Raw genomic sequence first — 25082 nt, 5'->3', positions numbered from 1 at the left:
ACGGCCATTGAACTGAAAATGATTCTCATCGTCAACGAAGTGATTACCGAACCGGGTGTTCGGGGTACGAAAAATTGATGCGACACGCATCAACCCTGCGGGACCATTGTCTTTTTGCGACTTACCTGCCGACAGTTTTTCCGAATTTCTTCCGACGCATAATAAGCGGGTGCGGCAACAAACGGCGATATCGGCGGTTTGTCGGGCATAGTCGTATTGAGTATATCGACTATGCCAAGCCGGTCCGACCGGGTCCTGTTATAAAATGCTCTTTCCTCAGTTGCAGTCCCCATCAGGCGCAATTGTTGTTCGGCATCAGGATTGACAAAATAACCCATTAATAACTCCTGCCCGGCAGTAATTCCCCTGGCGGCAATTAAGACGGGGATCGTAAAATCGGCAGAACCGGTATTAACAGCAATAAACGTAATAGCCGTATTGACCTCTTCGGCCCTATTGGCGGAATTAACAAAGTGCATAGGAGTATAACGCTCGTTGTCTGGCAAAATGGCAATCATGTTCAAGGATTCTTTGTCGGTCATCCCTTCCAGAGTGTATTTCGAAAGCGTACGTTGTGTTTGCTCTTTACCCCTGAGGCCGGCGATCAGGGTTCGGTAGTAACTCATGAAATCGGGCATATCTTCAGTGAACTTCCGTTGCAAATGCTCAGGTCGCCAATCACGGTTTTCCGCAGCCCACGACGGTTTGTTGAGTGCGTACCCGATCCCTGAATAGATCCCGAGTAACTCCCCTTTGGCTACTGATTTGGTGGCGAAGACACCGTAATTTTTTTCTGGCCCGGCAGACGCATCAGGACAGGTAAAGCCATAATCAACCAGACGGTATTCAAACCGCGCCCGAAAATCTCGCCGGGCCCTGCCCTCTGACATCTGTAACTGGTCAATGACCTGAAACTGCATATCGGCATGGTGGCCGGCAGAGGGGATCAGCAGCTGGTGGGCCAAGTGTGATATCCAGAAATATGGCTGGTAGGTATGCCCGCAAGGGAGATCAGCATCGTCACAGATCACTGGCTTGCCAATCGGTTTACTGACCATATCGGATCGATAACGGCCAGCGCTGACAACCTTGATAGCGCAATGGGGTAACGGCTCATTCCGGACTGATAAAATCTTCGTTTCAGTTCTTGCCCGGTCGATTAACGTGGTGTCTGTCGGTGTATCTGCATCATCTGCCGGTTGCTTTTCTGAGACGGCATGTTCGTTGCCTTGCCCCGGGCGGGCGAGACCCGGTAAATGACCGTGAGCAGCAACGACATGACGGGCATAGGCCACCCCCTGGTGCTGGTTATCTTCTGGTTTAGCGGTATCAGATGGTACAGGCTGCCTTTCCGGGAAACTGGCCATGCCTTGAGGTGATGAGGTAATGGACTGCATAATTGATCACTTGAAGCTGATAAGAATACTGGGTAAGACACAATATTCCCCCGAAGATTCAATAGACTGCACCAAATATACATGATCACAACAAGGTCAATTGAAATGGGCATGCTGAGCGATGTGATGAAATGCAGAGACTATCTTTTAAACCATCCGGGCAGGTGTGACGTCAGGGAAAATACGCATCAGCTGGGGAGCAGAAAGTTGCCAGTGTTCCACCAGTACTGCTGAGATCCACTGACGAATATCAGACGTTGGACGTAAATCCCGTGCTTCATACAGGTCTTTTCTGGCAAGCCCCGGCCAGTCACCCAGCACCTTGCCACCGTTAACCGCGCCACCGGCGATAAAGAGGCAGGAGGCGGTTCCATGATCGGTACCACCGGTACCATTGAGCGCCACGGTTCGGCCAAACTCGGTAGCAATCATGATAATGGTATTGCTCCATGTCTGTTCTCCCATACTGGCTCTCATGCTTTGCAGGCCCGAATCCAGTTCCTGAAACTGGCGTGAAAGCCGCGCCAGCTGGTTGTCATGGGTGTCCCAGCCGCCCATTTCCAGCATGATGGCATCGGGGCCTTCCTGATGGCTGAGCAACGTACCTGCCGCTTCTGCCAGTGCTTTGAATTTACGACTATTACCATCCATTGAGCTGCCCACAATACCGCGGATATCAAGGGCTTCTTCCAGGCGGTTGTGCAGCAGGTCATCCTGCTGGTAGATCTGGAAAAGTCTTCGATACAGGTCTTCTTTAGCCGAGGGAATCGTGTTTGGGTACCAGGTACCTGCCTGCTGTCCTCCACGCAGGCTGACGGGCAACGAGTGAGATACTGACAGTCCGGTTTTTCCGGTGGCCTCCCGTGCCCGGGACAGCCAGCCATTATCCTGACTCATTGGCACAAGGCCTGACTCCAGTACATCCTGACCTTCAAAGTGCGAGCGTTGGCGATAAGGAGAGGCAACCGCAACCACAGGCACCATTTGCTGCTGTCGATACCAGCCATGCAACGTTGCCAGGTTATTGTTCAGACCAAACCCTCGCTCCAGTGGCAGCATGGCATCAAGGGCCGGCTCGGCAATAACACGACGATGCACCAACAGGTGGTCATCAAAGGCTGGCAGAACAGCGTGCAGTGAGTCCATCGCACCACGCAGAACGATCCATACCAGTTTGGGTGAAACGTTCTGACGACGGTTAGAATTCTGGCCGAACGCCAGATTGCCAGTAACGGGAATTTGTGAGCAGACCACGCCGGCCCCAAGCCATTTGATCAGGTCGCGTCGGTTAATTTTCGTCACCAATCTCTCTCCTTAATATGCCTCTCCTCACCAGCCATCTCCCCACATGGTTATCGTCTCATGAATTCGGGACTGAGCAGTAATAACGATAACCCCTGCTGGCGGCTTTCTGCACGGCTAATAATGGTTCGGGAATGACCAGTCATCTGCGCACCCAGGATGGTATCGGTGAGTGCCAGTGGGTCGATGCTTTTTTTCAGGCTTTCTACCCAGCGGTTCGTCCAGTCAATCCGGGTCAGTAACGCATCAGAACCATCCCAGGCACTGCTGACATCAGCAAAGCCAGCGGGGGAACCTGCCCCAAAGGGCTTATGGCCCATGGCAGTCAACGCATTGACCAGCATTCTGCTGTGTTGTTCCCGGTTGTTCTTGCGGGGAGCGAGCCCATCGGTTGCCCGGCAGACGGAAACCAGAAATTCACGGGGTGTTTTCAGTTTCTGTTGCTCAATCTGCCAGCTTCGGGGGTCTTGAATCAGTACCGTAATCACTTCTTTCAGATTGCCCCCGGTTTTTATCCACTGCTCCTGCATGTTGTCCACAAGGGCAGCCGGTGGCTGGTCATTGATGAGGTGCCTCGCCAGCTTCCAGGAAACATACCGGGCCGTTGCCGGGTGTATGGCAAGATCGCGAAGAATAGCTTCCCCCTGACTGGCTCCGGTATCCGGGTACGTTTTTCCCAAAACAGTACGCTGTCCTGGCTGGTGAGTCTGTTCACGGAATAAAAAACCATGGCCTTCTGCTTTTTTTGGCAGGGCTACACTCCAGCCAGTAATGGCTTTCGCCAGTTCCTGAAGATCTTCCAGCTGGTAGCCGCCATTCACTCCCATGGTATGGAGTTCCAGAATCTCCCGCGCCAGGTTTTCATTCATGCCTCTGGTATTTTTTGATTTCTTCTTAAGGTAGTTGGCCTGTCTGGAATCCGGACCAATGGATTTTTCATTATCCAGGTAGATCAGCATGGCCGGGTGCTGTTCCACCGCAACCAGCAGATCAGCAAAAGAACCAAAAAGATTTGGGGCTATGGCCTCCCGTTCAAGAGTGGGAGCCAGTGCAGTCATCAGTCCGCCCTGGTCTGAAACACTGAAGTGATTGGAGAAGAAATCCAGTAGCCGCCAGCTGAATGAATGTTCGCTGGTAATGCTCCGGATCAGGGTATCGCTGCAGAACTGGAAGTAAGCACTTCTCAATGGTGCCGTCATGGCATTCTGGTTACCGGCCTTTTGGCCGGATTGTTCTGCACGCTTTCTGGCGCGAAACGCAGCATGCTGTTTTATCACAGCTGAGCTATCGGGCAGGCTGTTATTAAGGACAGGAGGGATCAGGTGTGTACTCAGCCACCCTTGAGGATCTGACAGTGCCTCTTTTATTTCATGATCCCTGGCCCCCATACCAAAGCGGTTGGTGGCGATGACTGCCAGATGGTTGGTCATATTGGTTGCGTCCGTTTCTGTTGCAGCGCTTCATTGCCAAAGTCTAAAGGAATTGGGAGTTGGCTGGAATATTGGTCCTGTTGATTCTGATCAATCAAAAGAATCAATAGGCATAATAGACAACAGCTGTTTATCATCGATGACTGTTTTCAGCATTGGGTATGTAGCCTGTGGATCAGTTATTCACCATTTTCTGGCAGTTTTTCCTGTTGGGCTGGACCAGCTTTGGAGGCCCGGCCGCTCATATCGGATATTTTCGCAATACGTTTGTTGAGAAACGCAAGTGGTTAACGGATGTTGAGTATTCTCAGTTGATTGCCCTCAGTCAGTTCTTGCCAGGTCCCGGTTCCAGCCAGATCGGTTTTGCTCTGGGTTACCAGAGGGCAGGATTGCCAGGTGGAGTTGCTGCGTTTGTTGGTTTTACCTTACCCTCGTTTGCCATTCTGCTGATGGTAGCCATGAGCAGTCAGCTGTTCCTGTCCGCTGACTGGTATCAGGGGATTATTGCCGGCTTGAAGCTGCTGGCTGTGGTCGTGGTGGCAGACGCTACTCTGCAGATGTTTCGGTCTTTCTGTCAAAGTCGGTTGACCATCAGTTTGTGTGTCTTCAGTGCAGCACTGTTACTGGTGTTTCCCGGTGTATTGGTACAGATGGCTATTCTGTTAGCGGCAGCACTGATCGGATATCGCTGGTTGCGGGGTAATAGCGACAGCCAGGCCAGGTGTCGCTTTGTTTTCTGGCCACTTATTCTGTTTGCCATTTTGTTGTTTGGTCTGCCCCTGCTTGCTGGCTATTCACCACTGGCAAGGGTGATCAGTGATTTCTATCAGGCTGGCAGTATGGTGTTTGGCGGTGGTCATGTGGTTCTGCCGCTTCTGCAGAACACGACAGAAGGCATGATCAGTACGGATACCTTCCTGACTGGCTATGCCGCAGCCCAGGCGGTACCGGGACCGATGTTTACCCTGGCCACGTACCTTGGGTACTTTGCTTCTGAGTCGACTCCAATTCTGGGGGCCATAGCGGCAACGCTGGCCATTTTCCTGCCGGGTTTCCTGCTGGTGATCGGTGTACTTCCTGCCTGGCAGGCATTGGCGGGACGGGCCCGGATTGCCGGGGCGGTTGCCGGCATTAATGCTTCTGTTGTGGGCCTGCTGCTCTCAGCACTTTATTCACCGGTATTTTCGTCTGCTGTGCATTCGGCAACAGAAATGGCACTGGTTCTGATTGGTTGTTTCCTGCTTCGTGCCATGAAGCTTTCTGTTCTCTGGCTGGTGGTGATGTTTATTGGTATCGGGGTTGTGCTTTTGTAGTAACAGGAATTTGAACCTGCCAGCTTCCGATGGACATTGCCGTAAAGCCCTGTGCTCCATATAACGCCGCCTCTGTCTGGCCTGTGTTAAAGGCTCTGAGGCTGCGAACAATCTGAAACTTAAGGGGCAATACGCTGAGTCGATAAATGGGTCTTATGCTGACTCAGGAATTATAAAAATGTCGTGGATAAGCTGTTAGATCAACCGGGTATTCGTACCAGTCTGCCCAGACAAGATGGTGCAATGCCATTACACAGTGCCTGTTATTATGGTCACGTTGAAATAGTGGAAAAATTGCTTGCCAAAGCGGATGTTCAAATAAATCATCAAACGAATGAGGGCTTTACCCCGATACAATTGGCGATCAAGGCGGGGCATATTGAAGTCGTTAAACGTCTTATTGAGCACGGTGCTGATATTGATCCTGCCTCAGTAGCGTTAGCCCCGGAAGCATGTCATGGTGAAATGACACGGCTGATAGGGGAAGGGCGTCAGTAGCCTGGGGATAATCAGCAGACAAGACACAAATGCAGAAAAGCGCTAATACCCATACAGTCACACCTCTCGTTCCCACGCAGAGCGTGGGAACGAGAGGTTCGAAGTGTTCGGAGAGTTTTGCGACAGCCTCGGGACCGTGGGAACGAGGTGCTTGTGTATGTATAACAACGCTTGGCCGCACTAACTCAAAGCCATTCCTCGAACTCTGCAAGCGTATTATCCCTGACCACCTGTTGCCAGCCATCACCTGTGGTTTTACCCCGTAATTCCTGCAGGCTGGTCCGTGCTATCTGGGCGATTAATTCACCTTTCAGTTGCGGGTCACTGACGGTGTTGCCAAACACCTGCGGGAATTGTTCACTGGCCAGCGACTTGATAGCGCTATAGCTGCTGAGTATGTCGTTAATGCCCTGGTGGGTAAACCGGTGCAGCCTGGCCACCGTCGGCAGTGCCTCTGTGCCGGTGGCGATCTGGCTAGCCCGTTCGCTGGCGCTGGTCCGGTTCGGCAGCAGCTGCACCACCAGCTGGCCAAGATAGTGGGCATTGTCCTGGTTTGGCTCAATCCCTTCGTGGGTAATCCGTTCGGTAATTTTCTGCTGGTTGATCGCTTCACCCAACGCTTCTACCCTGGTGTCGTATAAGTGGGTAAACAGTTGCCAGGCTCTCTGGCTCAGCCTGCAGCTTTGCCAGTCTGATGTCCGGGATGCATTTTCGCCAGTATGGGCTGTAGCCAGATTACGGACATCGATCTGTAATTGCGCCAGCGATCCGGAAAAAGAATCCAGGCCCTGATGATCCGGCTGTTTGCCCAGTGACGCCAGCAGTTCCAGCTGTTCAGACAGTGGCAGCTGCATAAACCCGGATTGAGCTTCATCATAGTTGCCGCTGGACAGCTCTTTGATCAGAGTGGTCTCTGCTGGCTGGTGGTCAAGCGGGCTTGTGGAAGTCAGTTGTTGTTCAATCAGTGTGGTGCCCTGACTGTTATCTGCCGCAGCTGCTTGGCGCTGATGGGCTAAAGGGCGGCCACTGACTTTGGCGGCCAGTAGATTGGCCAGCAGAAGTGTGCCGGCTACCGGATAGTCTGCCGGTGTCAGGATGGCGTTGCTGCGCGCTTGGAGATTGCCGGAAATTCCTGGGGGTGCGCTGCCCCGGAGTGACAGCGGATTCAGATAGCCAGCCAGCTGGCCCAGTGATTGCAGAGCACCTGCCAGCATTCCTTTGTGCTGGTTTGCCCCTGAGACGGCCGACTGCCCGGAGAGATCCCGGCGCTTTCTGAGGAGACTCTGGTTCCTGCTGTTTGCTGGCTGCGGATTGACCGGGTTTGGCAGCGCGGCACGATAGCCATCCGGATCTTTGATCACATCCAGAAAAGTAGAAGGCAGAAAAAGTACATCCTGGCCAGCCTCTGCACGGGTGATTTCATCGGTAAACTGGCCCTTATGGTTCAGGTAAATTTGCTGGAGGGCATCAATAAACAGCCCTTTTTCCCGTTGTAGAATATCGGTTAACACCTGTTCACTGCGGACTCTGTCCGGGTTGGCAACAAGAGCCCGGCTGATCTCGCCCCGGGTAAATGTCATGGCTGCAGCCAACCGTTGTTCCTGCTGGCGGGCAACAGGGCTGAGGGTTGCCGATTCAGTCTCTGCCTGGTGCAACTGCCGGACTTTGTCCTGATTTTCCAGTAACAGGCCCATATCCCCGATAAAACGGTCGAAGCTGTCTGATGATTGAGATGCCGGGTGTTGTTTGATGGCCTTGACCAGACTGTCTCCGGCAAACGTATCCTTGCCATGGTCGTCATGGTCAGCTGCCTCCTGTTGCCTGCTACCTTCCCCGGTAAGCCAGTTGCTGTCGATATAGTTGGCGTCAGCAAACAGCTGCAGACGAAGATTCTCCATGATCGTGTACATATTCTCAAAGCTGGAGATCAGTGTGCTGGTGATTCTGGCACTGGCTGGCAACGTTATCTGGTCATCATCACTGGCTATTGAGCGTACTGACTGGCTGGCATTATGGGCTAACTGATAGATATCAAGAAAGTGGTGGCTGAACTGTCGCTTGATGCTGTTGAGCCCGTCACCCAGAGCGATCCGTTTCTGAATGCTTCGTTGCTCTTGATCAGCAGTGGCTAATTGCCGGATTTGTGTCAGTGTCCGGTTGCAGGTTTCAGCAATTCCTTCGTTGAACAATCGGGTGATGGTCCCGGCGCTGTCAGTGAGGGACTGAGTGATGTTTGCCAGTTGTTGGTCATTACCAGTGGCGAACTGTGATAACGGGGCAATGGTGGCGCTGGTGACGTTGCCAGTTGTCGTGGTATCTGCCATTGAGTTGCCTGGCCGTGGGGTAGCCGACGGCGAGGCAGCGTTACTGGAGCTGAGGGTTGAAGCCTGTGGTACTTGCAAGGTAGACGACGCATGAACAGGGGTTATGGTCGCGTAGGTTTCCGACCGCTGATGGTTTTGGCCAACTGACGAAGGTGCTTGCTGGTCTAGACAGGCAGCGAATTTTTTTTCCAGCAGGTGGAGCTGCTGGCGCAATTGGGACAACTTCTCTTCACTCCTGATCAATTGCTGCGCCTGTGAGCTGGACACTATCTGCCGGGACTTGAATTTGCCCTTTGCTGATTGGCCGGAGGCACTGTCAACACGGGTGAAAGTCAGAGCAGATTGATAGGCGGATGCCGTTGATGGGGCTGGGTGATGCATAGTGATTAACCCTGAAATTGATTGAATGACTGATTTTTCAGCTGGCTTCAGCCTGGTCACCACGAAAGTCAGCAAACTCCCTGACCAGTTGCCCCCTGACTGCCTGTTGCCACTGATCGCCTGTCGTTTTGCCCCTGAGTTCCTGCAAACTGGCCCTTGCAATCTGGGCAATCAGCTCATCCTGCAGCTGGGCGTCCTTAACCTGGTCGTTGAATACCTGCGGGAATTCTGTGCTGACCAGCGACTTGATGGCAGCGTAGCTGCTGAGAATTTCGTCGATGCGTTGACGGTTGAACTGGTGCAGTCTGACGGGCCCCGGCAGCACTTTGCCCCCGGTGTCAATAAGGTGGGCCCGGTCACTGGCACTGGTGCGCACCGGCAGCAGTGTTAACAGCAGCTGATTGAGTCGTTGGGCGTCATCCGGATGGGGCTCAATGCCCTGGCGCTGGATCAGTGCCGCTGTTTTTATCCGGTCGATTGCCTCTGCCGGTGCCTCAAACCGGGCATTATACAGATGGGTAAACAGTTGCCAGGCTTGCTGGTTAAGCTGGAAGATTTGCCAGTCGGGGGGCTGCCTGTCCGAAGGCTGATCCGAGTCTGCCGGGATAGACGATGGTGTATATGCAGCTAGTGCGAAATCGGCCTCCAGCCGGGCCAGTGACTCAGAAAAATGGTCAAGGCCCAGATAGTCGGGTTTGCTGGCCAACGACTGCAGCAGCTCCAGTTGCCTGGCCGGTGCCAGATTCATAAAGCGGGACCGGGTTTCATGGTAACGACCGGAGACCAGACCGTTGACCAGTGGCAGATCGGTTGGTGGTGCGAAGTCGGCACTCTGACTGGACGTCAGTCGTTGTTCAAGAAGTTGGGCCAGTGACTCCCGTGTGCTGGCCGATGAACCTTGCGTCAGCCCAAGCCACTGGCTTAGTTGAGCAGCGACCCCCTGAGGCTGGCGGTTCTGCAATTGTGCTGCCTGTTCAATAATCTTGCTGGACAAGTGTTGTGGTATATGGTCGTTAACGCTCTGTTCAAACAGCCGACTTCTGGCCATGGCCTGTAACATGATTCTCGCCAATTGCCTGGTTGCACCGTGGTCAATGGTCTGGCCCGTTGACGGATCATGGAAAAGTGCCGTGCCAGGGGCCCGGCTGGTGCCGCGCAGGGAGCCATCAGCCCGGAAAATATGGTCAGGCTGCTGGTATTGTATGCCCACTGTCGTCGAGGTGAGAACGTTTGACAGAAAGGTTTCCATCACCTTGCTAACGGATGCTTCTGGCAGGCTCTGGACAATGGCCAAATTGATCAGATCGTCCTGGTTCCACTGTGTACTGACCTGTTTATCCGGGGTGGCCAGATCGTTGGCCAGGGCCGAGAGCTCTGTCCGCAGTTGTCCGGCCAGGGCCTGGCTGTCGGTCAACAGCTTCATGCCCGGTGACTGGTCAAGCGGGGAGGAGTCCTTGCCTCTGGTTCCCGGAGCTACGGCGTGGCTCATGCGTATGGGGCGATCGCTGATTTTGGCAGCCAGCAAGTTGGCCAGCATCAGGTTGTCGGTGACCGGATAGTTTGCCGGTGTTATGGCATTGGTCGCGGTAGGGTCATCCGGGTTGGGAGTAATGGCTATAGCCTATGGTGTGTTGGTCTTGCCAAATATTGGAGCCGGATGGTCGATGGATTTGCCCGGCTCAGGCTGAACAGTGACTGCGCCCCGGGATTGGTGAGTTGGTGCAGTATTACTTTTCAGTTCCCTGACAGGATGTACGTCCGGCTGCTGGATATTGGCAAGCAACAGGGCTTGCTCCCGTTGCAGGATATCGGTTAATAACTGAAGGTTCCGGGGCCGGTTTTGCCGGGCAATGATATCGCTGTTAAATCGATTATCGGGCCGTTTTTCCGCTGGCTCAGGGTTCTCCTGTGGTTGGGAGTTCCCGGTTTCTTCTGTCGTCTGCGGTGTCTGGCCGGTTTTTCCCCGCAGAAACTGGCTCATGTCAGTTATAAAACGATCAAAGCCAGCAGAATTGGCTGACGGTGGTTGCTGCTCTATGGCCTTGAGCAGATGAGTTGTATTCACGGAGACGGCTGCAGCAGGGACATGGGACCAGACGCCAGTTGGATAATGGTGGCACGGTCCAGCGGTTGTTGGTCGGTATAACCCAGGTCTGACAACATCTGCAAACGTATATCGCTGAACGTGGCATACATTGTCTGGAACTCGGACATTACCCTGGCACTGATCATGGATTGGGCAGCACGACGGTTATTTTCACTGATCGGAACCGAGCGCAGAGACTTCATGAACCGGTGAGCCGATTGATAAATAGTCAGGAAATCGTTGCTGAATTGTTGATTCAGTTTGTTCAGTGAATCCCCCAGAAGAATCCCTTTTTGAAAACTGTCTAGCGGTTGCCCCAAGGTTTTTGGTGCCCGGCGAACCTGGTTGCGTGTCGAGGTATAGGTTCTGGCCATCTGTTTATTGAATCGTGAATGGATTGTTTTGCTTTTTTCTGTGAATGATTTGATAACTCCCTGCAGTCGTTGTTTGGTATCAGATTCAACCTGCGGCAAAGGCGTAGCATTTGTCGTTGCAGTGTCCGTTGTGTTTTCAGTTGAGTTGGTATGATTGGAAATAATAGCGATCTTTTCTTGTAGGGTGCTGTCGGATGCCGGCGCTGCTGTTACCGAATGTTGCGCTGTAGCCTCCTTGACTGCTGTTGAGGTTGGAGACGCCGTTGTACTGTCAGATAGATCAGAGTCACCGTTGGTTGCGGTGGTTTCAGAGGTTGATGATGCTATTTTTCCGGTTGTCGATTGATGTCTTGTTTGTTTGTCAATGGTCGTCTGAGTTGTCGTGGCAACTGCTGGCGGGGTTGTTGATGCTGCTGATTGGCCTGTTCCTGTGGATGTTGCGGTTTCTGTCAACGATGAGGCAGCCAATTGTGCTATCCGGAATATGGGTAGTGCCCCGGAGTTCTGTGCTACCGGCCGTTGATTGTGCTTTTTCTTGAGTGACTGATTGTTGCGTTGTTGTTTGTTCGGCTGTCGTACCAATTGAGGTCGTCGTCAATGATGAAGAATCGGTTGAGCTGGCTTTGAAACCGGGGGTAACTGTCTGTCCAGTAGAGTCAGGGGCTGGTGCGGTTGACGGACTGGTTTGTCCGGTCTGTGCAGCGGTTGAAATCGCGGTTGAGGTTTCTGTCACTGGTGAAGCAGCCGTTGTGCTATCTGGAACAATGGCAATACCTGCATTTGCACTGTTGCTGTTCCCGGCGGTTGATGATGTCACTGGCTCTGTTAATGGCTGCAGCGTGGTGTGCTCTGCGACAACTGCCTGTTTTACTGGTGGCTGTGTTTTTGCCACTGAGCCTTGAGTGGTTTGCTTGTCAGACTGTTTTTGTTGATCGTTTTTGTGTTTGTCAACAGCGTCTTTTCTACCCTTGACCGACTTTTCTAATGCCTTGGCTGCTTTATGTACCACGACACCACCAGCGGCTGCGCCACCAGCGCCGGCTCCAGCACCGGCTCCAGCTCCAGCGCCCGCTCCGACACCGGCACCTGCTCCCGCTCCAGCACCCGCTCCAGCTGCGCCACCTCCACCACCACCTTCACCACCTTCACCACCTTCACCACCTTCACCATCGCCGTCTCCCTGACGGCCACAGCCGCCAATTGACCGTTTGCATTTAAGGGCCTGTTTTGCTAGTTTTTTGACAGCTTCCTCACCAGCTTTCTTTGCGCCCTTTTTAAGGGCTTCGCTTCCAGCTTTTTTTCCAACTTCTTCCCCAGTTTCTTCTCCGGCTTTTTCTCCAACTTTCTTTCCGACTTCCTTGCCAAGTTTTTCCCCAAGTTTCTTCCCAACTTTCTCACCTACCTTTTGAGATATCTGGCCAACGACGTTTGTCAGTCTTTCGCCAACATTCTCGGTGAGTTCACTGGCCAATTCTGACAGGCAGCCGGGGCAGGCTATCTTGAATGCCGTCAATGCCCCGCCAACCGTACCGGCAAAGCTGCCGATCCCACCGGCGATGTATCCACCCATACTGGTGGATTCACCGCTGGCCTGGCTTTCGGGTGCTGCATGGGCCCCGCCCGGTGGTGCGGCAATGGCATCAGCGACCGGCTCTGGGTCAAGCAAGCTGAAGTCTCTTTCAATACCCAGCTTGACCAGCTCTCCGGCAGTGCTGGTGGCCAGGTCAGTCTGCACCCTGCGGCGCTGATTGGGCATCGGTATCAGCAGTTTTTTTCGGGTGGCTGGCCTGATGTTCGGCAATGTTATTCAGCGTTGTAATAACGTGGGCATTCATCAACTGTAAGTCGGTAAATTTTGAGTCACCGAAGAATTGAGCAGGATTCGGATCCAATTCGAGAGCTGTAAGCACTTCCCGCATCAGCATAACCATGGGTAATTGCGCGAACTTTGCCAGATCCTTTGACTCTGATTCTGACAGGGATTTCAGGTTGATTTTCAGAAGCTTCCGGTTGGCATCCTCACTGACGGTCTCAAGGTATTTTTTAGTCATGGCCCGGGTTCTTTCCTGGTCAAGTTCTTTGAGTTGGGATGGGGTGTGGGTCATGATATCTTTAACGGTTAGTGCTGAATCCTTGATCAGTTCCATGCTTTCCAGTGGATCCAGCAAAGAGTCGGTCAGTTGACCGAAGCCTCTACCGGGAAGGAGGGCAGTATCAGGCCCGGAGTTCAGTGGTATGTTAAAAGTTTGAGCGAATGGCTCCAGCGCATTTATTATGGCGGTTTTTAGCTGCTCCAGAGTGGTTCCGGTAACCGTGGTTACACCGGTATAGTGATCTTGAACAATGAGCCTGAAGAGATTGTTACTTTTGCTGAAAGCAAAGTAACAGACGTGATTTACAACAGGAAAAACCACAAATTGAACCAGCTCGGTACCAAGACTGTCGATCGGAATCTGTGCTAACATTTTATCGATCAGATTACTAATTGAATTATAACCGTACTGTATGTTTTTACTCAGTTCCTGCAGTTTTTCCGCCACTTGAGCTGCTTTTTTGATTATCTCGTCGATATATATGATTCCTTCATCCAGGCCCATTGAATCGACATGGTTGTATGGTATAGGGACCCCGTAAAATAATGCATCCTGTAAGACCATTCTGACCTGGAGCGGGAATCGACTGTAATCGAAACCATATAACAATGCATTTGCCAGACTCACTATTGAATTGGTGAACATCCCATAACGACCGGCAATGGCTGTGGCAAATAACCCCCCGGCACAAAACCCTTTTATGGAGAAATCATTGAATGCCAGGTTTAAGGCATCCTGGACAAACCATTCGGTAAAGAATTCATTTAGAGGGACCGAGGCAGCTGCCTTATCGGTCAGTGATTTCAAGTCATTAAGCTGCTTTACTTCAAGCTTTCTGATCCTGATTAACAGATCAAGATAAGGATTGTTTGATACGTAATCATCAGGGGTGGTCATTACTTTGTGATGAAGTACATTAACACTGAAGGTTAGTTGGCCAACTCGATAATAATTACTGTCAGCTATGGCCTGTTCAATTTCACTACTGTACTTTTTCAGCCCTCTAATCATTGTATTTTTATTTTTCATCAATTCAAGCATCTCTTTAAATGCAGGATCCTCAATGAGGCTATCGTCATTATAGAGGGCCCTGTTGTAACCATCTCGCCTTTCTTCAAAGCCTTTGAAGAACACTTTCATTTCTGCAGTCATTGGCGCTTTCTCAAACTTAATCAGTGCTTCAAGCAGAGCCTCAGTCAATTCTTTGGTAATTCCTCTTCTTGTTCTTTCACTTTTTGTGTCACCCCGGTCGTGGTTCAGGATGTAATTACTTATTTGATCAGTGAGCTGTTTCAGTTCATTGTCATAAACTCTGGCAACCGCCGGGAAGGATTTTTTAATAGTCTCAGCGAAGGAGGAAACAATGAATAAGTAGTTGATAATTTGCTTTCGGATAAATTGACTGAACGATTATTTAGTATTTGCAAACGAAATCATATGACTCTCTCCAAATGAAGCGAACACTCGTTCAACTTCCTTTTCAAATTCCGTGAAACTCTTGATTGACAATAGATTGAGCCATTCATACTTTACTTTCCTCCACAGGATCTCAATCAGATTGAGTTCAGGTGAATATGTTGGAAGAAAGCAGATCAGTAACTTTTTCTCAAGAGTCCAGTCAGCGATTCTGTCACGAAACTTTTTGCTGGTATGAATACTGGCATTGTCCACCATAACTACGGTGTAGCGGTCATTTGAACTGTATTTTTCATCCTCCATTTTCTCTGCGAAGTCGTCAAAGGCTGCAATCACTGTATCACTATTCACAGAGCCCACAACAGGGTAATGAAACAGCTCACAGCTCCGATTCATAAAGCCCAGCACGTTGATGCGCTTACTTTTGACTGATGGAATTCTGAGCTGCTTTCCTTTTTCCTGCCAGCCATATGGCACACAAGGTTCTTGAGTAAATCCGGACTCATCAAAATAAAACAAGTTTATTAACCCTTTGCGCTCAGCTTCCTGGGCGTCTTTCAGTGCAGTTTTACAACGCTGGAAATGCTCTTCGTCCCGTTTATGTTTGCACGATTTACGGAGTCTTTTGTAAACCAGTCCTAACTTTTTTACGATGTTGGCCAGAGTAAGTTTTGATGAGGATTTACCGGTCTCATCCTCAATTTTGGATTTTACATACGATAAACGACGAGGCTCTTCTGCTACTAACTCTTTTATGCGTTGCACTTCAGATTCATCATATATGCAAGATCTTCCACCACCATGTTTCTTATACAATGCACGAATACCATAGTCCTCCCAATCATCAATCCATTGGGAAACGGTCTGATATTTAATCTCAAGGATTTCTGCAATTTGCTCAAGGGTAAAGCCTCGATTACTCAATAGAAGACCATGAGCTCTTTCCCTGATACACCTCAGAGGGCCGTAGTGCTTGGCGTATTTCAAAGTTAATACAACAGCTTCATCAGTGATATTGACATACTTCATAGGTTGGGGACGTTTTAGTTCAAGACCCACTTATAATAGATTAAGGATCTCTTTCTTTGTCTGCCTGATAGTACGATCAAAATATCCATAAGCAAACTTTTAACTACTTACCAGATTGAATAATTCATACATTTCCACTCTTTTTTCAATACTTGCTATTAACTGGGACAAGTCAACTGTTGGTTGTGGTTGCTGCTGACGGATTGGCAAAACTGGATCATCCGGACGTACACCGACGATTTTACCTGGCTGCTGAGCTAGCCCGGTGACATTCCCCTGGTAAGGCTGGGTATTTGCTGCGTGCCTGTTGAGCTGTTGTTGATACTCTGCCAGCCTGTCTTTCAGTGATGCCAGTATGGTGAGTTTCACACTATTGGAAACCAGTTCCCCTAATGGGGGGAGGGCAGTCGTCGGGATAAGTGCGCTTGTTGCATTGGTCGCCCGGGTTGTGGCTTCTGACTGGGTTGTTGCAGCCGTTACTGAATTGTCGTTAACGGTTGTATGTGTTGGTATTGATGGTGTGAAAGCACGGGCATGGTCTGTATTATCAGCAGCTAATAAGTCAGGTGATGAGCCAGTGCCGTCAGTTGCAGAGTCAGGTGGTCGTCGTGTGATTTCCGGGTTGACACCAGAGGCAGTTAAGTTTTCGGATAAAGGTGTGTGCGGTTTGTTAGCAATGGAATTTATGACAGAGCTATTGCGGTTTTGAGTGGTGCTTTGAGTAGTGCTTTGAGGAGCGTTCTGACCAGAGACAGAGGGTGGTTTAATGAAAACTGCATATGGGTACGATGTTGGAGGCATTCAGTTAATTTCTTTTGCATATTTTTTATCTTGCCTTCCAGAACCTTGGTTTCTGCCTGGTTTTTATTAATCAGTTTCTGGACATCTGACTCAGCATTTGTTCGATAGGACAGAAATTTCTTTTTGCTTGATGGTTCGGATAAATCGTTTTTAATGCTCTCAGCAGTGTATGTGTTCAGATAAGTAGCTGTCGTTGGTACTATCTGGTTGTTCATTAACTGTTACCTTTATCTTGGTTGGTTAATATGGAACAATGTGTTGGCCAGCCTTTTAATTATTTTGTAACTGTTCAGCACCCCCACATAAATCTGGAATTTTCTGATTTTTATACCATCCTCTTAAGCACCATTTTTCCACAATATTCGCCAGCATGATTCCAGAACTACCCGCAACTATGTCGGCTGAGATTCTCTTGAAAGAGAATGCAGAGCTGCGGATGAGAGTTGCCTGTCTGGAAGAGCGATGTCGAGAATTGGAAGAAAAGGTTGGCAAGAACAGTCAAAACAGCAGCAAGCCGCCATCGTCTGATGGTTATCAAAAACCTTGTAAAAACAGTAATTCTCCAGATCATTCTGACGACCTTTCCGCAGATAAAGGTACCGATCCATCGGATGAAAAACCCAATCCTAAAAGTCTGAGACAGTCTTCTGGTAATAAAGCCGGTGGAAAGAAAGGGCATCAGGGCACTTGTCTTAAACAGGTCGATATCCCTGACTATATTGAGTACCTTCCGGTTAAAGAATGCAATAAATGTCAGGCGTCTCTTCTTGATAGTGAGCCGGTCAAATATATTGAACGACAGGTGTTTGAACCAGGGAGACCGGGTGAATTTGAAGTAACGGCCCATAGAGCTGAAGTAAAAATCTGCACTTGTGGTTGTCGGAATCAGGCTGAATTCCCGGAAGGTGTTACCGCTGCCGCACAATATGGCTCAGCCACACAGGCTATGGCCGTCTATCTTAACCAATACCATTTCCTGCCTTTTAAGCGCGTGTCAGAGTATTTTAATACTCTCTATAAAATGAGTGTAAGTGCAGGCACTGTCGCCAATTTTGTGGCCAGAACCTATGAAAATCTGGCTTCTACTGAAGAGGTTATTCGTGACGCCTTGCGGGAATCGTCTGTTGCCGGAGCCGATGAAACGGGTATGCGGGCCGAGGGCTCTTTGCACTGGCTACACGTTATGCGGGATGAACAATGGACGCTCTACTACTTGTCTGAAAAGCGAGGTCGTGAGGCCATGGACACGATGGGCATACTGCTAACATTTGCAGGCGTTCTGGTTCATGATCATTGGAAATCCTATTTTGCATATGCGGCAACTCACGTACTTTGCAATGCCCATCACCTGAGGGAGCTTTTGGGTGTTGTTGATAGGGACAGCAATCAACTGGCGTTGCGATTGATGAAGCTACTGAGGCTTTCCTGGCATTACTGCAAGGGCTTTAAGACCATAGGTATGCTACAGATGCCAAGTGTTGTCTGTGAACGAATCGAGAAGATTTATGACCGGTTGCTTCAGCGGGCTCTAATGAAAGAAGTCGTCTATATGGAGAAGCAACGAGAGGAGCTTAAGCGCAAGAAAGTCAAGAATACTAAAGCTTACAATCTCTTCAAACGACTCACTGAGTTCAAGGCTGAGACACTGCGCTTCATGTCAGATTTTACCATTCCCTTCGATAACAATGGCAGTGAGCGGGATGTTCGAATGGCCAAGTTAAAGCAGAAAATCTCAGGCTGCTTCAGGAGTGCAGACGGTGGTTCTATGTTTGCACGGATTCGCAGCTATTTGTCGTCTGCCAGAAAACAGGGAATGGACATATATCAATCACTTCATAGAGCTGTTCGGAATTACTGTAATATGCCTTTGCTCAGTGCTGAATAGTTACATTATTTTTACTGACAGATATACAGATAAATCAGACGCTATTCTTTTTTTGTAACCATTCAGCACCAGCAAAGGTATATTGCTCTATTCCGAACAGCTCTACATAAGTAGCCAGAAATATTCGATTCCATATGGCCAGCTACTTAGTGACTGGTAAATGTCCATTAAATGGAGGACTGTTGATATAGTCAGAGGTATTAATCTGCCTGAGATAAATACCCTAACGCCCTCTTTGCCCACCTATTTTCATTACCATAAAATTGCCTAAGGCTTTTTGCATGCAGCGGACCCTCTTCCAAGAGCACCTCAGACGACAAAGTTACAGTTAGTTAGTTCTCGTCCAAAAACTCTGCAGCCTATGCGTGCCAAGGCTTAGAGGGAAAAAATCAAGTTTTGTTTTGACGCCTTTTTCAACCAGTTTTCGGGGGCTACAGCGGAGTTGATGTGATTTTCCTGTAAATTCAGAGCACGTCAAATCTCTGTAGGCTACGTGGCCCAAGGGCTATAGTTTTTGGATGGGAACTAGTTATGGAACTATATTAATGAAGGCTAATAAAAAATAATGTTTAAGATAATGGTATATAAATCAGAAAATTCCAGATTGAATTACGATCATATCTTCCTTCAAGAGCCGTACAACGCTTGACCAGTCCAAAGGGGTATTGGTTAACGGATTCTTACCATTTTCCACGTAAGCCTTAACCAGGGTGTTGTAATCCAGATGGGTATCGCCCAGTGCAACCATTTCACCGGTTTTTTCTGTACATATAATACAGTTATCAATACGGGCTACGGTTTTTGGTGGCAGTTGGTCAAAAGACGGTACGGCTTGCAAGCGCTGAAATTTTTGCCAGGGTGCCCACTGTTCGAGATAGGCCTCAAATTCAGCCCCGGAACATTGGGTATTCACTTGCTGAACAGCGTTGGCGATATCCTGATCCGACACATAGGCGCACCCTCTAAAAAACATATGCTGAGTTGAACCGGGCAGGTCCAGTTGCTGCTGGCGTACACCAATCTGAAAAGCCAGCTCTACTTCAATTTCATCCACCCAGCTTAGGGTCTTCATATGGTCACGGGCAATTCGTTTCACCACATCCAGGCGCATCATTTGCAGGCCTAATGATTTTAATTCGTGAGGATCACGGTTTTCAAAGGCCAGTGTTTCCGCCCAATGGCGTAATTGCAACGTTTCCAGATCATCCAGAGCCAGGATGATCCGGTCATCACAGGAACTGAGGGCTTGGTTTATGTGTCGCAGAGCATCTTCCCGAACCCGGTCATTCACAGTAAGTAACAACATAAGCGCCATCACCCGCTGGGCCAATACAGGGCGGGATACCTGGTTCTGGTAGTCTGCAGTGCTGGTCAGTCGACTCAGGTAGTGAACCAGTTCAGTCGCCTGGTCATGGCGGAGGTCAAGTTCTGGCATTTCCAGGTCGGATGAAGCCAAATCACGCCAGAAAGCAAAGCCTTGTTCCATGTTTGAAAACTGTTGTTCGGACTGTCCTGCACTTCTGGAAAAATGAAACTGAATATCAGGCGCCGTGGTGGTGTGCAGACGGTTAATCAAGTTATCTGACAGACCTGTATTGTCAAGATAGACAGAGCGGATTGTACCCTGAGAGGTTCGTCCAATCCTGGTAATCCAGTCAGGCAGGGTTGTAAGGCTGGTGCAATCGGTAAGATAAATGTTGCGTCCCACGGATAGGTTGTCTGGTAGCTCCGTTAGGCTGATGCAACCGGTAAGATAAATGTCACCCCCCACGGATAGGTTGTCTGGTAACTCCGTTAGGCTGGTGCAACCGATAAGATAAAGGCCACGCTCCACATAAAGATTATCGGGCAGGGCCGTCAGACATGTGCAACTGGAAAGATGAAGATAACCCCTCACGGAAAGGCTATTGGGCACAGTTGTAAGGCTGGTGCAATGGGAGAGATCAATGTTGCCCGCAACGAAGAGGTTGTCAGGCAGGTCCATCAGGCCGGTGCAATGGTAAAGATGAAGGTCCCCCTCCACAAAAAGATTATCGGGTAGGATCGTCAGACCGATGCAATAGCTAAGATAAAGGCTGCCTCTCACAGAGAAGTTCTCGGGCAGGGTTGTAAGGCTGGAGCAACTGGAAAGATCAAGGCAGCCCCCCACGGAGAGGTTATTAGGCAAGGTTGTAAGGCTGATGCAACGGGAAAGATTAAGGTTGCCTTTGACTTGGTAATGAACATCGTTTGAATAATCCTGTTGTAAAATCAGCTCCTTCATTTCATCCGGTGTAATGCTTTTTGTCTCAAGGGCAGAACGATCTGCTAATGGTTTGATTTCTGATGAGTAAGAGGCTGCTTGAGACTGCGGGGTATGATTTTGACCACCTACCTGGTTATCAGCAGCATTTAATGATGCTACTGCTATGGGAGAGGACTCTGAAGAAAAAGTATTATTAGCAGGAATTAAGTTATTCATACAATTATGACAACATTTTGATGGATAAATTCCCCTACCTCTTAATGGATAAATTCCCCTACCTCCGGATTTTATTTATAGAGTAATGAAAAGTAAGTTTTTGAAAATACTTTTCTAATAGGTGTGCGGAAGCAGATTTTTCTTTTTTATTTGGCTTTGGTTTCCATTGAACTCAGATATTAAGGGGCATGGAACTTAGATGGCGCGTCTGCCACTATCATTGACTTTCTTTTTCCTCCAGAAGCCGAAAAACGCTTGACCAGTCCAAAGGGGTATTGGTTAACGGATTCTTACCATTTTCCATGTAAGCCTTAACCAGGGTGTTGTAATCCAGATGGGTATCAGCCAGTGCAACCATTTCACCGGTTTTTTCTGTACATATAATGCAGTTATCAATACGGGCTACGGTTTTTGGTGGCAGTTGGTCAAAAAACGGTACGGCTTGCAAGCGCTGAAATTTTTGCCAGGGTGCCCACTGTAACAGGTAGGCCTCAAGCTTAGCCCCGGAACAATGGGTATTCACTTGCTGAACAGCGTTGGCGATATCCTGATCCGACACATAGGCGCATCCTCTAAATAACATATGCTGAGTTGAACCGGGCAGGTCCAGTTTCTTCTGGCGTACACCAATCTGAAAAGCCAGCACTACTTCAACTTCATCTACCCAGCTCAGGCTCTTCATATGGTCACGGGCAATTCGTTTCACCTCATCCAGGTGCATCATTTTCAGGCCTAATGCCCTTAATTCTTGAGGATCACGGTTTTCCAGGGCCAGTTTTTCCGCCGAATGGCGTAATTGCAACGTTTCCAGATCATCCAGAGCCAGGATGATCCGGTCATCACAGGAACTGAGGGCTTGGTTTATGTGTCGCAGGGCATCCTCCCGAACCCGTTCATTCACGGTAAGTAACGACATAAGTGCCATCACCCGCTGGGCCAATACAGGGCGGGTTACCCGGTTCTGGTAGTCCGCAGTGCTGGTCAGTCGACTCAGGTAGTGAACAAGTTCAGTCGCCTGGTCATGGCGGAGATCAAGTTCTGGCATTTCCAGATCGGATGAAGCCAAATCACGCCAGAAAGCAAAGCCTTGCTCCATGTTTGAAAAAAGCTTTTCAGGCTGCCCTGCATTTCTGGAAAAATGAAACTGAATACCGGGCTGCGTGGTGGTGCGCAGACGATCAATCAAGGTATCTGACAATCCGGCATTCTCAAGATGGATACTGCGGGTTGTACCCTGAGAAGTTTGTCGAAGCGTTGTAATCCAGTTAGGTAGGGTCGTCAGGCCTGTGCAATTATCAAGAAAAAGGTTACCTCCCACGAAGAGGTTCTCTGGCAGGGCCGTCAGGCGGCTGCAAGCTCCAAGGTCAAGGTCCCCCCCCACGGAAAGGTACTCAGGCAGTGCCGTCAGGCCGTGGGAACCGACAAGATTAAGATGGCCACTCACGAAGAGGTGCTTGGGCAGGGGCCTCGAGCGGGAGCAACAGGAAGCAAGATAAAGGTTGCCTTCGACTTGGTAGTGAACATCGTTTGAATAATCCTGTTGTAAAATCTGTTCTTTCATTTCATCCGGTGTAATACTTTTTGTCTCAAGAGCAGAACGATCTGCTAATGGTTTGATTTCTGTTGAGTAAGAGGCTATTTGAGACTGCGGGGTATGATTTTGACCACCTACCTCGTTATCAGCAGCATTTGATGATGCTCCTGCAATGGGAGAGGACTCTGAAGAAATAGTATTATTAGTAGGAATTAAGTTTTGCATGCTTCTTAGACAAAATTTTAATGGATAAATTCCTCTACCTTCGGATTTTATTTATAAGTATTAAAAAGTAAGTTCTTGCTAATAGGTGTGCGAAATTGGATTTTTCTTTTTTATTTGGCTTTGCTTCCCATTAAACTCAGATATTAAGGTGCGTGGAACTTAGATGGCGCGTCTGCCACTATCATTGACCTTCTTCCAGGAGCCTTGCAACGCGTGACCAGTCCAAAGGGGTATTGGTTAACGGATTCTTACCATTTTCCATGTAAGCCTTAACCAGGGTGTTGTAATCCAGATGGGTATCGCCCAGTGCAACCATTTCACCTGTTTTTTCTGTACATATAATGCAGTTATCAATACGGGCTACGGTTTTTGGTGGCAGTTGGTCAAAAGACGGTACGGCTTGCAAGCGCTGAAATTTTTGCCAGGGTGCCCACTGTAACAGGTAGGCCTCAAGCTTAGCCCCGGAACAATGGGTATTCACTTGCTGAACAGCGTTGGCGATATCCTGATCCGACACATAGGCGCATCCTCTAAATAACATATGCTGAGTTGAACCGGGCAGGTCCAGTTTCTGCTGGCGTACACCAATCTGAAAAGCCAGCACTACTTCAACTTCATCTACCCAGCTCAGGCTCTTCATATGGTCACGGGCAATTCGTTTCACCTCATCCAGGTGCATCATTTTCAGGCCTAATGCCCTTAATTCTTGAGGATCACGGTTTTCCAGGGCCAGTTTTTCCGCCGAATGGCGTAATTGCAACGTTTCCAGATCATCCAGAGCCAGGATGATCCGGTCATCACAGGAACTGAGGGCTTGGTTTATGTGTCGCAGGGCATCCTCCCGAACCCGTTCATTCACGGTAAGTAACGACATAAGTGCCATCACCCGCTGGGCCAATACAGGGCGGGTTACCCGGTTCTGGTAGTCCGCAGTGCTGGTCAGTCGACTCAGGAAACTAACAAGTTCTGTCGTCTGGTCATGGCAGAGGTCAAGTTCTGGCATTTCCAGGTGGGATGAAGCCAACTTTCGCCAGAAGGCAAAGCCTTGTTCCATGCTTGAAAACTGCTGTTCAGGCTGCCCTGCATTTCTGGAAAAATGAAACTGAATACCAGGTGGCCTGGTGGTGCGCAGACGATCAATCAAGGTATCTGACAGACCTGTATTGTCAAGAAAGACATGGCGGATTAAACCCTGAGAGGTTCGTCCAATCCTGGTAATCCAGTCAGGCAGGGTTGTAAGGCTGGTGCAACCGGTAAGATGAATGTTGCCCGCAACGAAGAGGTTGTCAGGCAGGCACGTCAGGCCGGTGCAACGTTTAAGAAGAAGGTCCCCCCCCACAAAAAGATTATCGGGTAGGGTCGTCAGATAGATGCAATCGTTAAGAAAAAGGCTGCCTCTCACTGAGAAGTTCTCGGGCAGGGCCGTCAGACAGGTGCAACCGGAAAGATCAAGGAAGACCCCCACGAAGAAGTTATTGGGCAGGGTTGTAAGGCTGGTGCATCTGTCAAGAAAGACATGGCGGATTAAACCCTGAGAGGTTCGTCCAATCTTGGTAATCCAGTCAGGCAGGGTTGTAAGGCTGGTGCAACCGGTAAGATGAATGTCACCTCCCACGCATAGGTTGTCTGGTAGCTCTGTCAGGCTGGTGCAATCGCTAAGATTAAGGCCTCCCCCCACAGAAAGATTATCGGGCAGGGTGGTCAGACATGTGCAACCGGAAAGATCAAGGAAGCCCCTCACGGAAAAGTTATTGGGCAGGGTTGTAAGGCTGGTGCAATTGGAGAGATTAATGCTGCCCTCAACGGAGAGGTTATTGGGCAGGGTTGTAAGGCTGGTGCAATTGGAGAGATTAATGCTGCCCTCAACGGAGAGGTTATTGGGCAGGGTTGTAAGGCTGGTGCAATTGGAGAGATTAATGCTGCCCTTAACGGAGAGGTTATTGGGCAGGGTTGTAAGGCTGGTGCAATTGGAGAGATCAATGTCGCCCTCAACGGAGAGGTTATTGGGCAGGGTTGTAAGGCTGGTGCAATTGGAGAGATTAATGCTGCCCTTAACGGAGAGGTTATTGGGCAGGGTTGTAAGGCTGGTGCAATTGGAGAGATCAATGTCGCCCTCAACGGAGAGGTTATTGGGCAGGGTTGTAAGGCTGGTACAACCGGTAAGATGAATGTTGCCCTCAACGAAGAGGTTGTCAGGCAGGGTCATCAGGTTGGTGTAACCGTCAAGACTGAAAAGACTAAGGTTGCCTTTGACATGGTAATGAACATCATTAGAATAACCCTGTCGTAAAATCCGTTCTTTCATTTCATTCGGTGTAATCATTTCTGTCAAAATAGCCGAACGATCTACTAATGATTTAATTTCTGATGAGTGAGGGGCTTCTCGAGACTGCGGAGTATGATTTTGATTATCGACATCGCTACCATTAACAGTTGATGATGGTACTGCCAAGGATGAAGATTCTGAAGAAAAAGATCTTATGTTCATTGCTCCATTACCATTATTATTTTGAATAGAACCTCGAAGTTGAGG

General features: G+C 49.4%; 16 protein-coding genes and 1 pseudogene. 3 read left to right on the top strand and 14 right to left on the bottom strand.

Annotated elements, in window-relative coordinates:
• Positions 1-89: 89 nt before the first annotated feature.
• The 3 genes from MJO57_RS02555 to MJO57_RS02545 all read right to left on the bottom strand — a co-directional run bounded on the left by MJO57_RS02555 (position 90) and on the right by MJO57_RS02545 (position 4129).
• Positions 90-1367, bottom strand: a complete 1278-nt coding sequence (locus tag MJO57_RS02555) for a hypothetical protein (protein ID WP_252022710.1) — start codon at positions 1365-1367, stop codon at positions 90-92.
• 177 nt (positions 1368-1544) lie between these two features.
• A complete protein-coding gene (locus MJO57_RS02550; protein ID WP_252022707.1) occupies positions 1545-2699 on the bottom strand; it encodes a DUF1501 domain-containing protein in 1155 nt (384 codons plus the stop codon).
• 50 nt (positions 2700-2749) lie between these two features.
• Positions 2750-4129 (bottom strand): DUF1800 family protein, encoded by a 1380-nt coding sequence (locus tag MJO57_RS02545; protein WP_252022706.1) that lies wholly within the window; start codon positions 4127-4129, stop codon positions 2750-2752.
• Between the two features lie 170 nt (positions 4130-4299).
• Between MJO57_RS02545 and chrA the strand changes: the two genes are divergently transcribed.
• Both chrA and MJO57_RS02535 read left to right on the top strand, forming a co-directional pair.
• On the top strand, positions 4300-5442 hold the full coding sequence (chrA, locus tag MJO57_RS02540; RefSeq protein WP_252022704.1) for a chromate efflux transporter: 1143 nt from the start codon (positions 4300-4302) through the stop codon (positions 5440-5442).
• A gap of 180 nt (positions 5443-5622) precedes the next feature.
• Positions 5623-5940, top strand: a pseudogene (locus tag MJO57_RS02535) (ankyrin repeat domain-containing protein); the annotation flags it as partial.
• 185 nt (positions 5941-6125) lie between these two features.
• On the opposite strand, the gene MJO57_RS02530 reads toward MJO57_RS02535, so the two are convergent.
• The 8 genes from MJO57_RS02530 to MJO57_RS02495 form a co-directional block, all read right to left on the bottom strand.
• Positions 6126-8645 (bottom strand): hypothetical protein, encoded by a 2520-nt coding sequence (locus MJO57_RS02530; protein ID WP_252022701.1) that lies wholly within the window; start codon positions 8643-8645, stop codon positions 6126-6128.
• A gap of 37 nt (positions 8646-8682) precedes the next feature.
• Positions 8683-10182, bottom strand: a complete 1500-nt coding sequence (locus MJO57_RS02525; RefSeq protein ID WP_252022700.1) for a hypothetical protein — start codon at positions 10180-10182, stop codon at positions 8683-8685.
• A gap of 84 nt (positions 10183-10266) precedes the next feature.
• Positions 10267-10710, bottom strand: a complete 444-nt coding sequence (locus MJO57_RS02520; protein WP_252022698.1) for a hypothetical protein — start codon at positions 10708-10710, stop codon at positions 10267-10269.
• Positions 10707-11051: a hypothetical protein gene (locus tag MJO57_RS02515; protein ID WP_252022696.1), complete on the bottom strand. Its 345-nt coding sequence runs from the start codon at positions 11049-11051 to the stop codon at positions 10707-10709. The genes MJO57_RS02520 and MJO57_RS02515 overlap by 4 nt, the downstream gene beginning before the upstream one ends.
• Positions 11052-11466: 415 nt before the next feature.
• The gene (locus MJO57_RS02510; protein ID WP_252022695.1) at positions 11467-12861 is read right to left on the bottom strand and encodes a hypothetical protein; all 1395 of its coding nucleotides are present in this window, start codon (positions 12859-12861) and stop codon (positions 11467-11469) included.
• Complete coding sequence (locus MJO57_RS02505; RefSeq protein ID WP_252022692.1) at positions 12830-14398, bottom strand: hypothetical protein; 1569 nt, start codon at positions 14396-14398, stop codon at positions 12830-12832. Before MJO57_RS02505 ends, MJO57_RS02510 begins: the two co-directional genes overlap by 32 nt.
• A 210-nt stretch (positions 14399-14608) precedes the next feature.
• Entirely contained in the window at positions 14609-15673 is a 1065-nt protein-coding gene (locus MJO57_RS02500) for an IS630 family transposase (RefSeq protein ID WP_252018707.1), read from the bottom strand.
• Between the two features lie 69 nt (positions 15674-15742).
• Positions 15743-16444, bottom strand: a complete 702-nt coding sequence (locus MJO57_RS02495) for a hypothetical protein (RefSeq protein ID WP_252022690.1) — start codon at positions 16442-16444, stop codon at positions 15743-15745.
• Between the two features lie 370 nt (positions 16445-16814).
• Here MJO57_RS02495 and MJO57_RS02490 point away from each other — a divergent pair, with 370 nt between their 5' ends.
• Positions 16815-18329: an IS66 family transposase gene (locus tag MJO57_RS02490; protein ID WP_252017330.1), complete on the top strand. Its 1515-nt coding sequence runs from the start codon at positions 16815-16817 to the stop codon at positions 18327-18329.
• 589 nt (positions 18330-18918) lie between these two features.
• Here the strand turns inward: MJO57_RS02490 and MJO57_RS02485 are convergent.
• From MJO57_RS02485 to MJO57_RS02475, 3 genes are all read right to left on the bottom strand, one after another.
• Positions 18919-20790, bottom strand: a complete 1872-nt coding sequence (locus MJO57_RS02485) for an NEL-type E3 ubiquitin ligase domain-containing protein (protein ID WP_252022688.1) — start codon at positions 20788-20790, stop codon at positions 18919-18921.
• A gap of 217 nt (positions 20791-21007) precedes the next feature.
• Positions 21008-22549: an NEL domain-containing protein gene (locus MJO57_RS02480; protein ID WP_252022686.1), complete on the bottom strand. Its 1542-nt coding sequence runs from the start codon at positions 22547-22549 to the stop codon at positions 21008-21010.
• A 181-nt stretch (positions 22550-22730) separates the two neighbouring features.
• The gene (locus MJO57_RS02475; protein WP_252022684.1) at positions 22731-24854 is read right to left on the bottom strand and encodes an NEL-type E3 ubiquitin ligase domain-containing protein; all 2124 of its coding nucleotides are present in this window, start codon (positions 24852-24854) and stop codon (positions 22731-22733) included.
• Positions 24855-25082: the final 228 nt, after the last annotated feature.

It is taken from the genome of Endozoicomonas sp. SCSIO W0465 (assembly GCF_023716865.1).
Classification (GTDB): Bacteria; Pseudomonadota; Gammaproteobacteria; order Pseudomonadales; family Endozoicomonadaceae; genus Endozoicomonas.
This window is presented reverse-complemented; position numbering and strand designations above follow the sequence as displayed.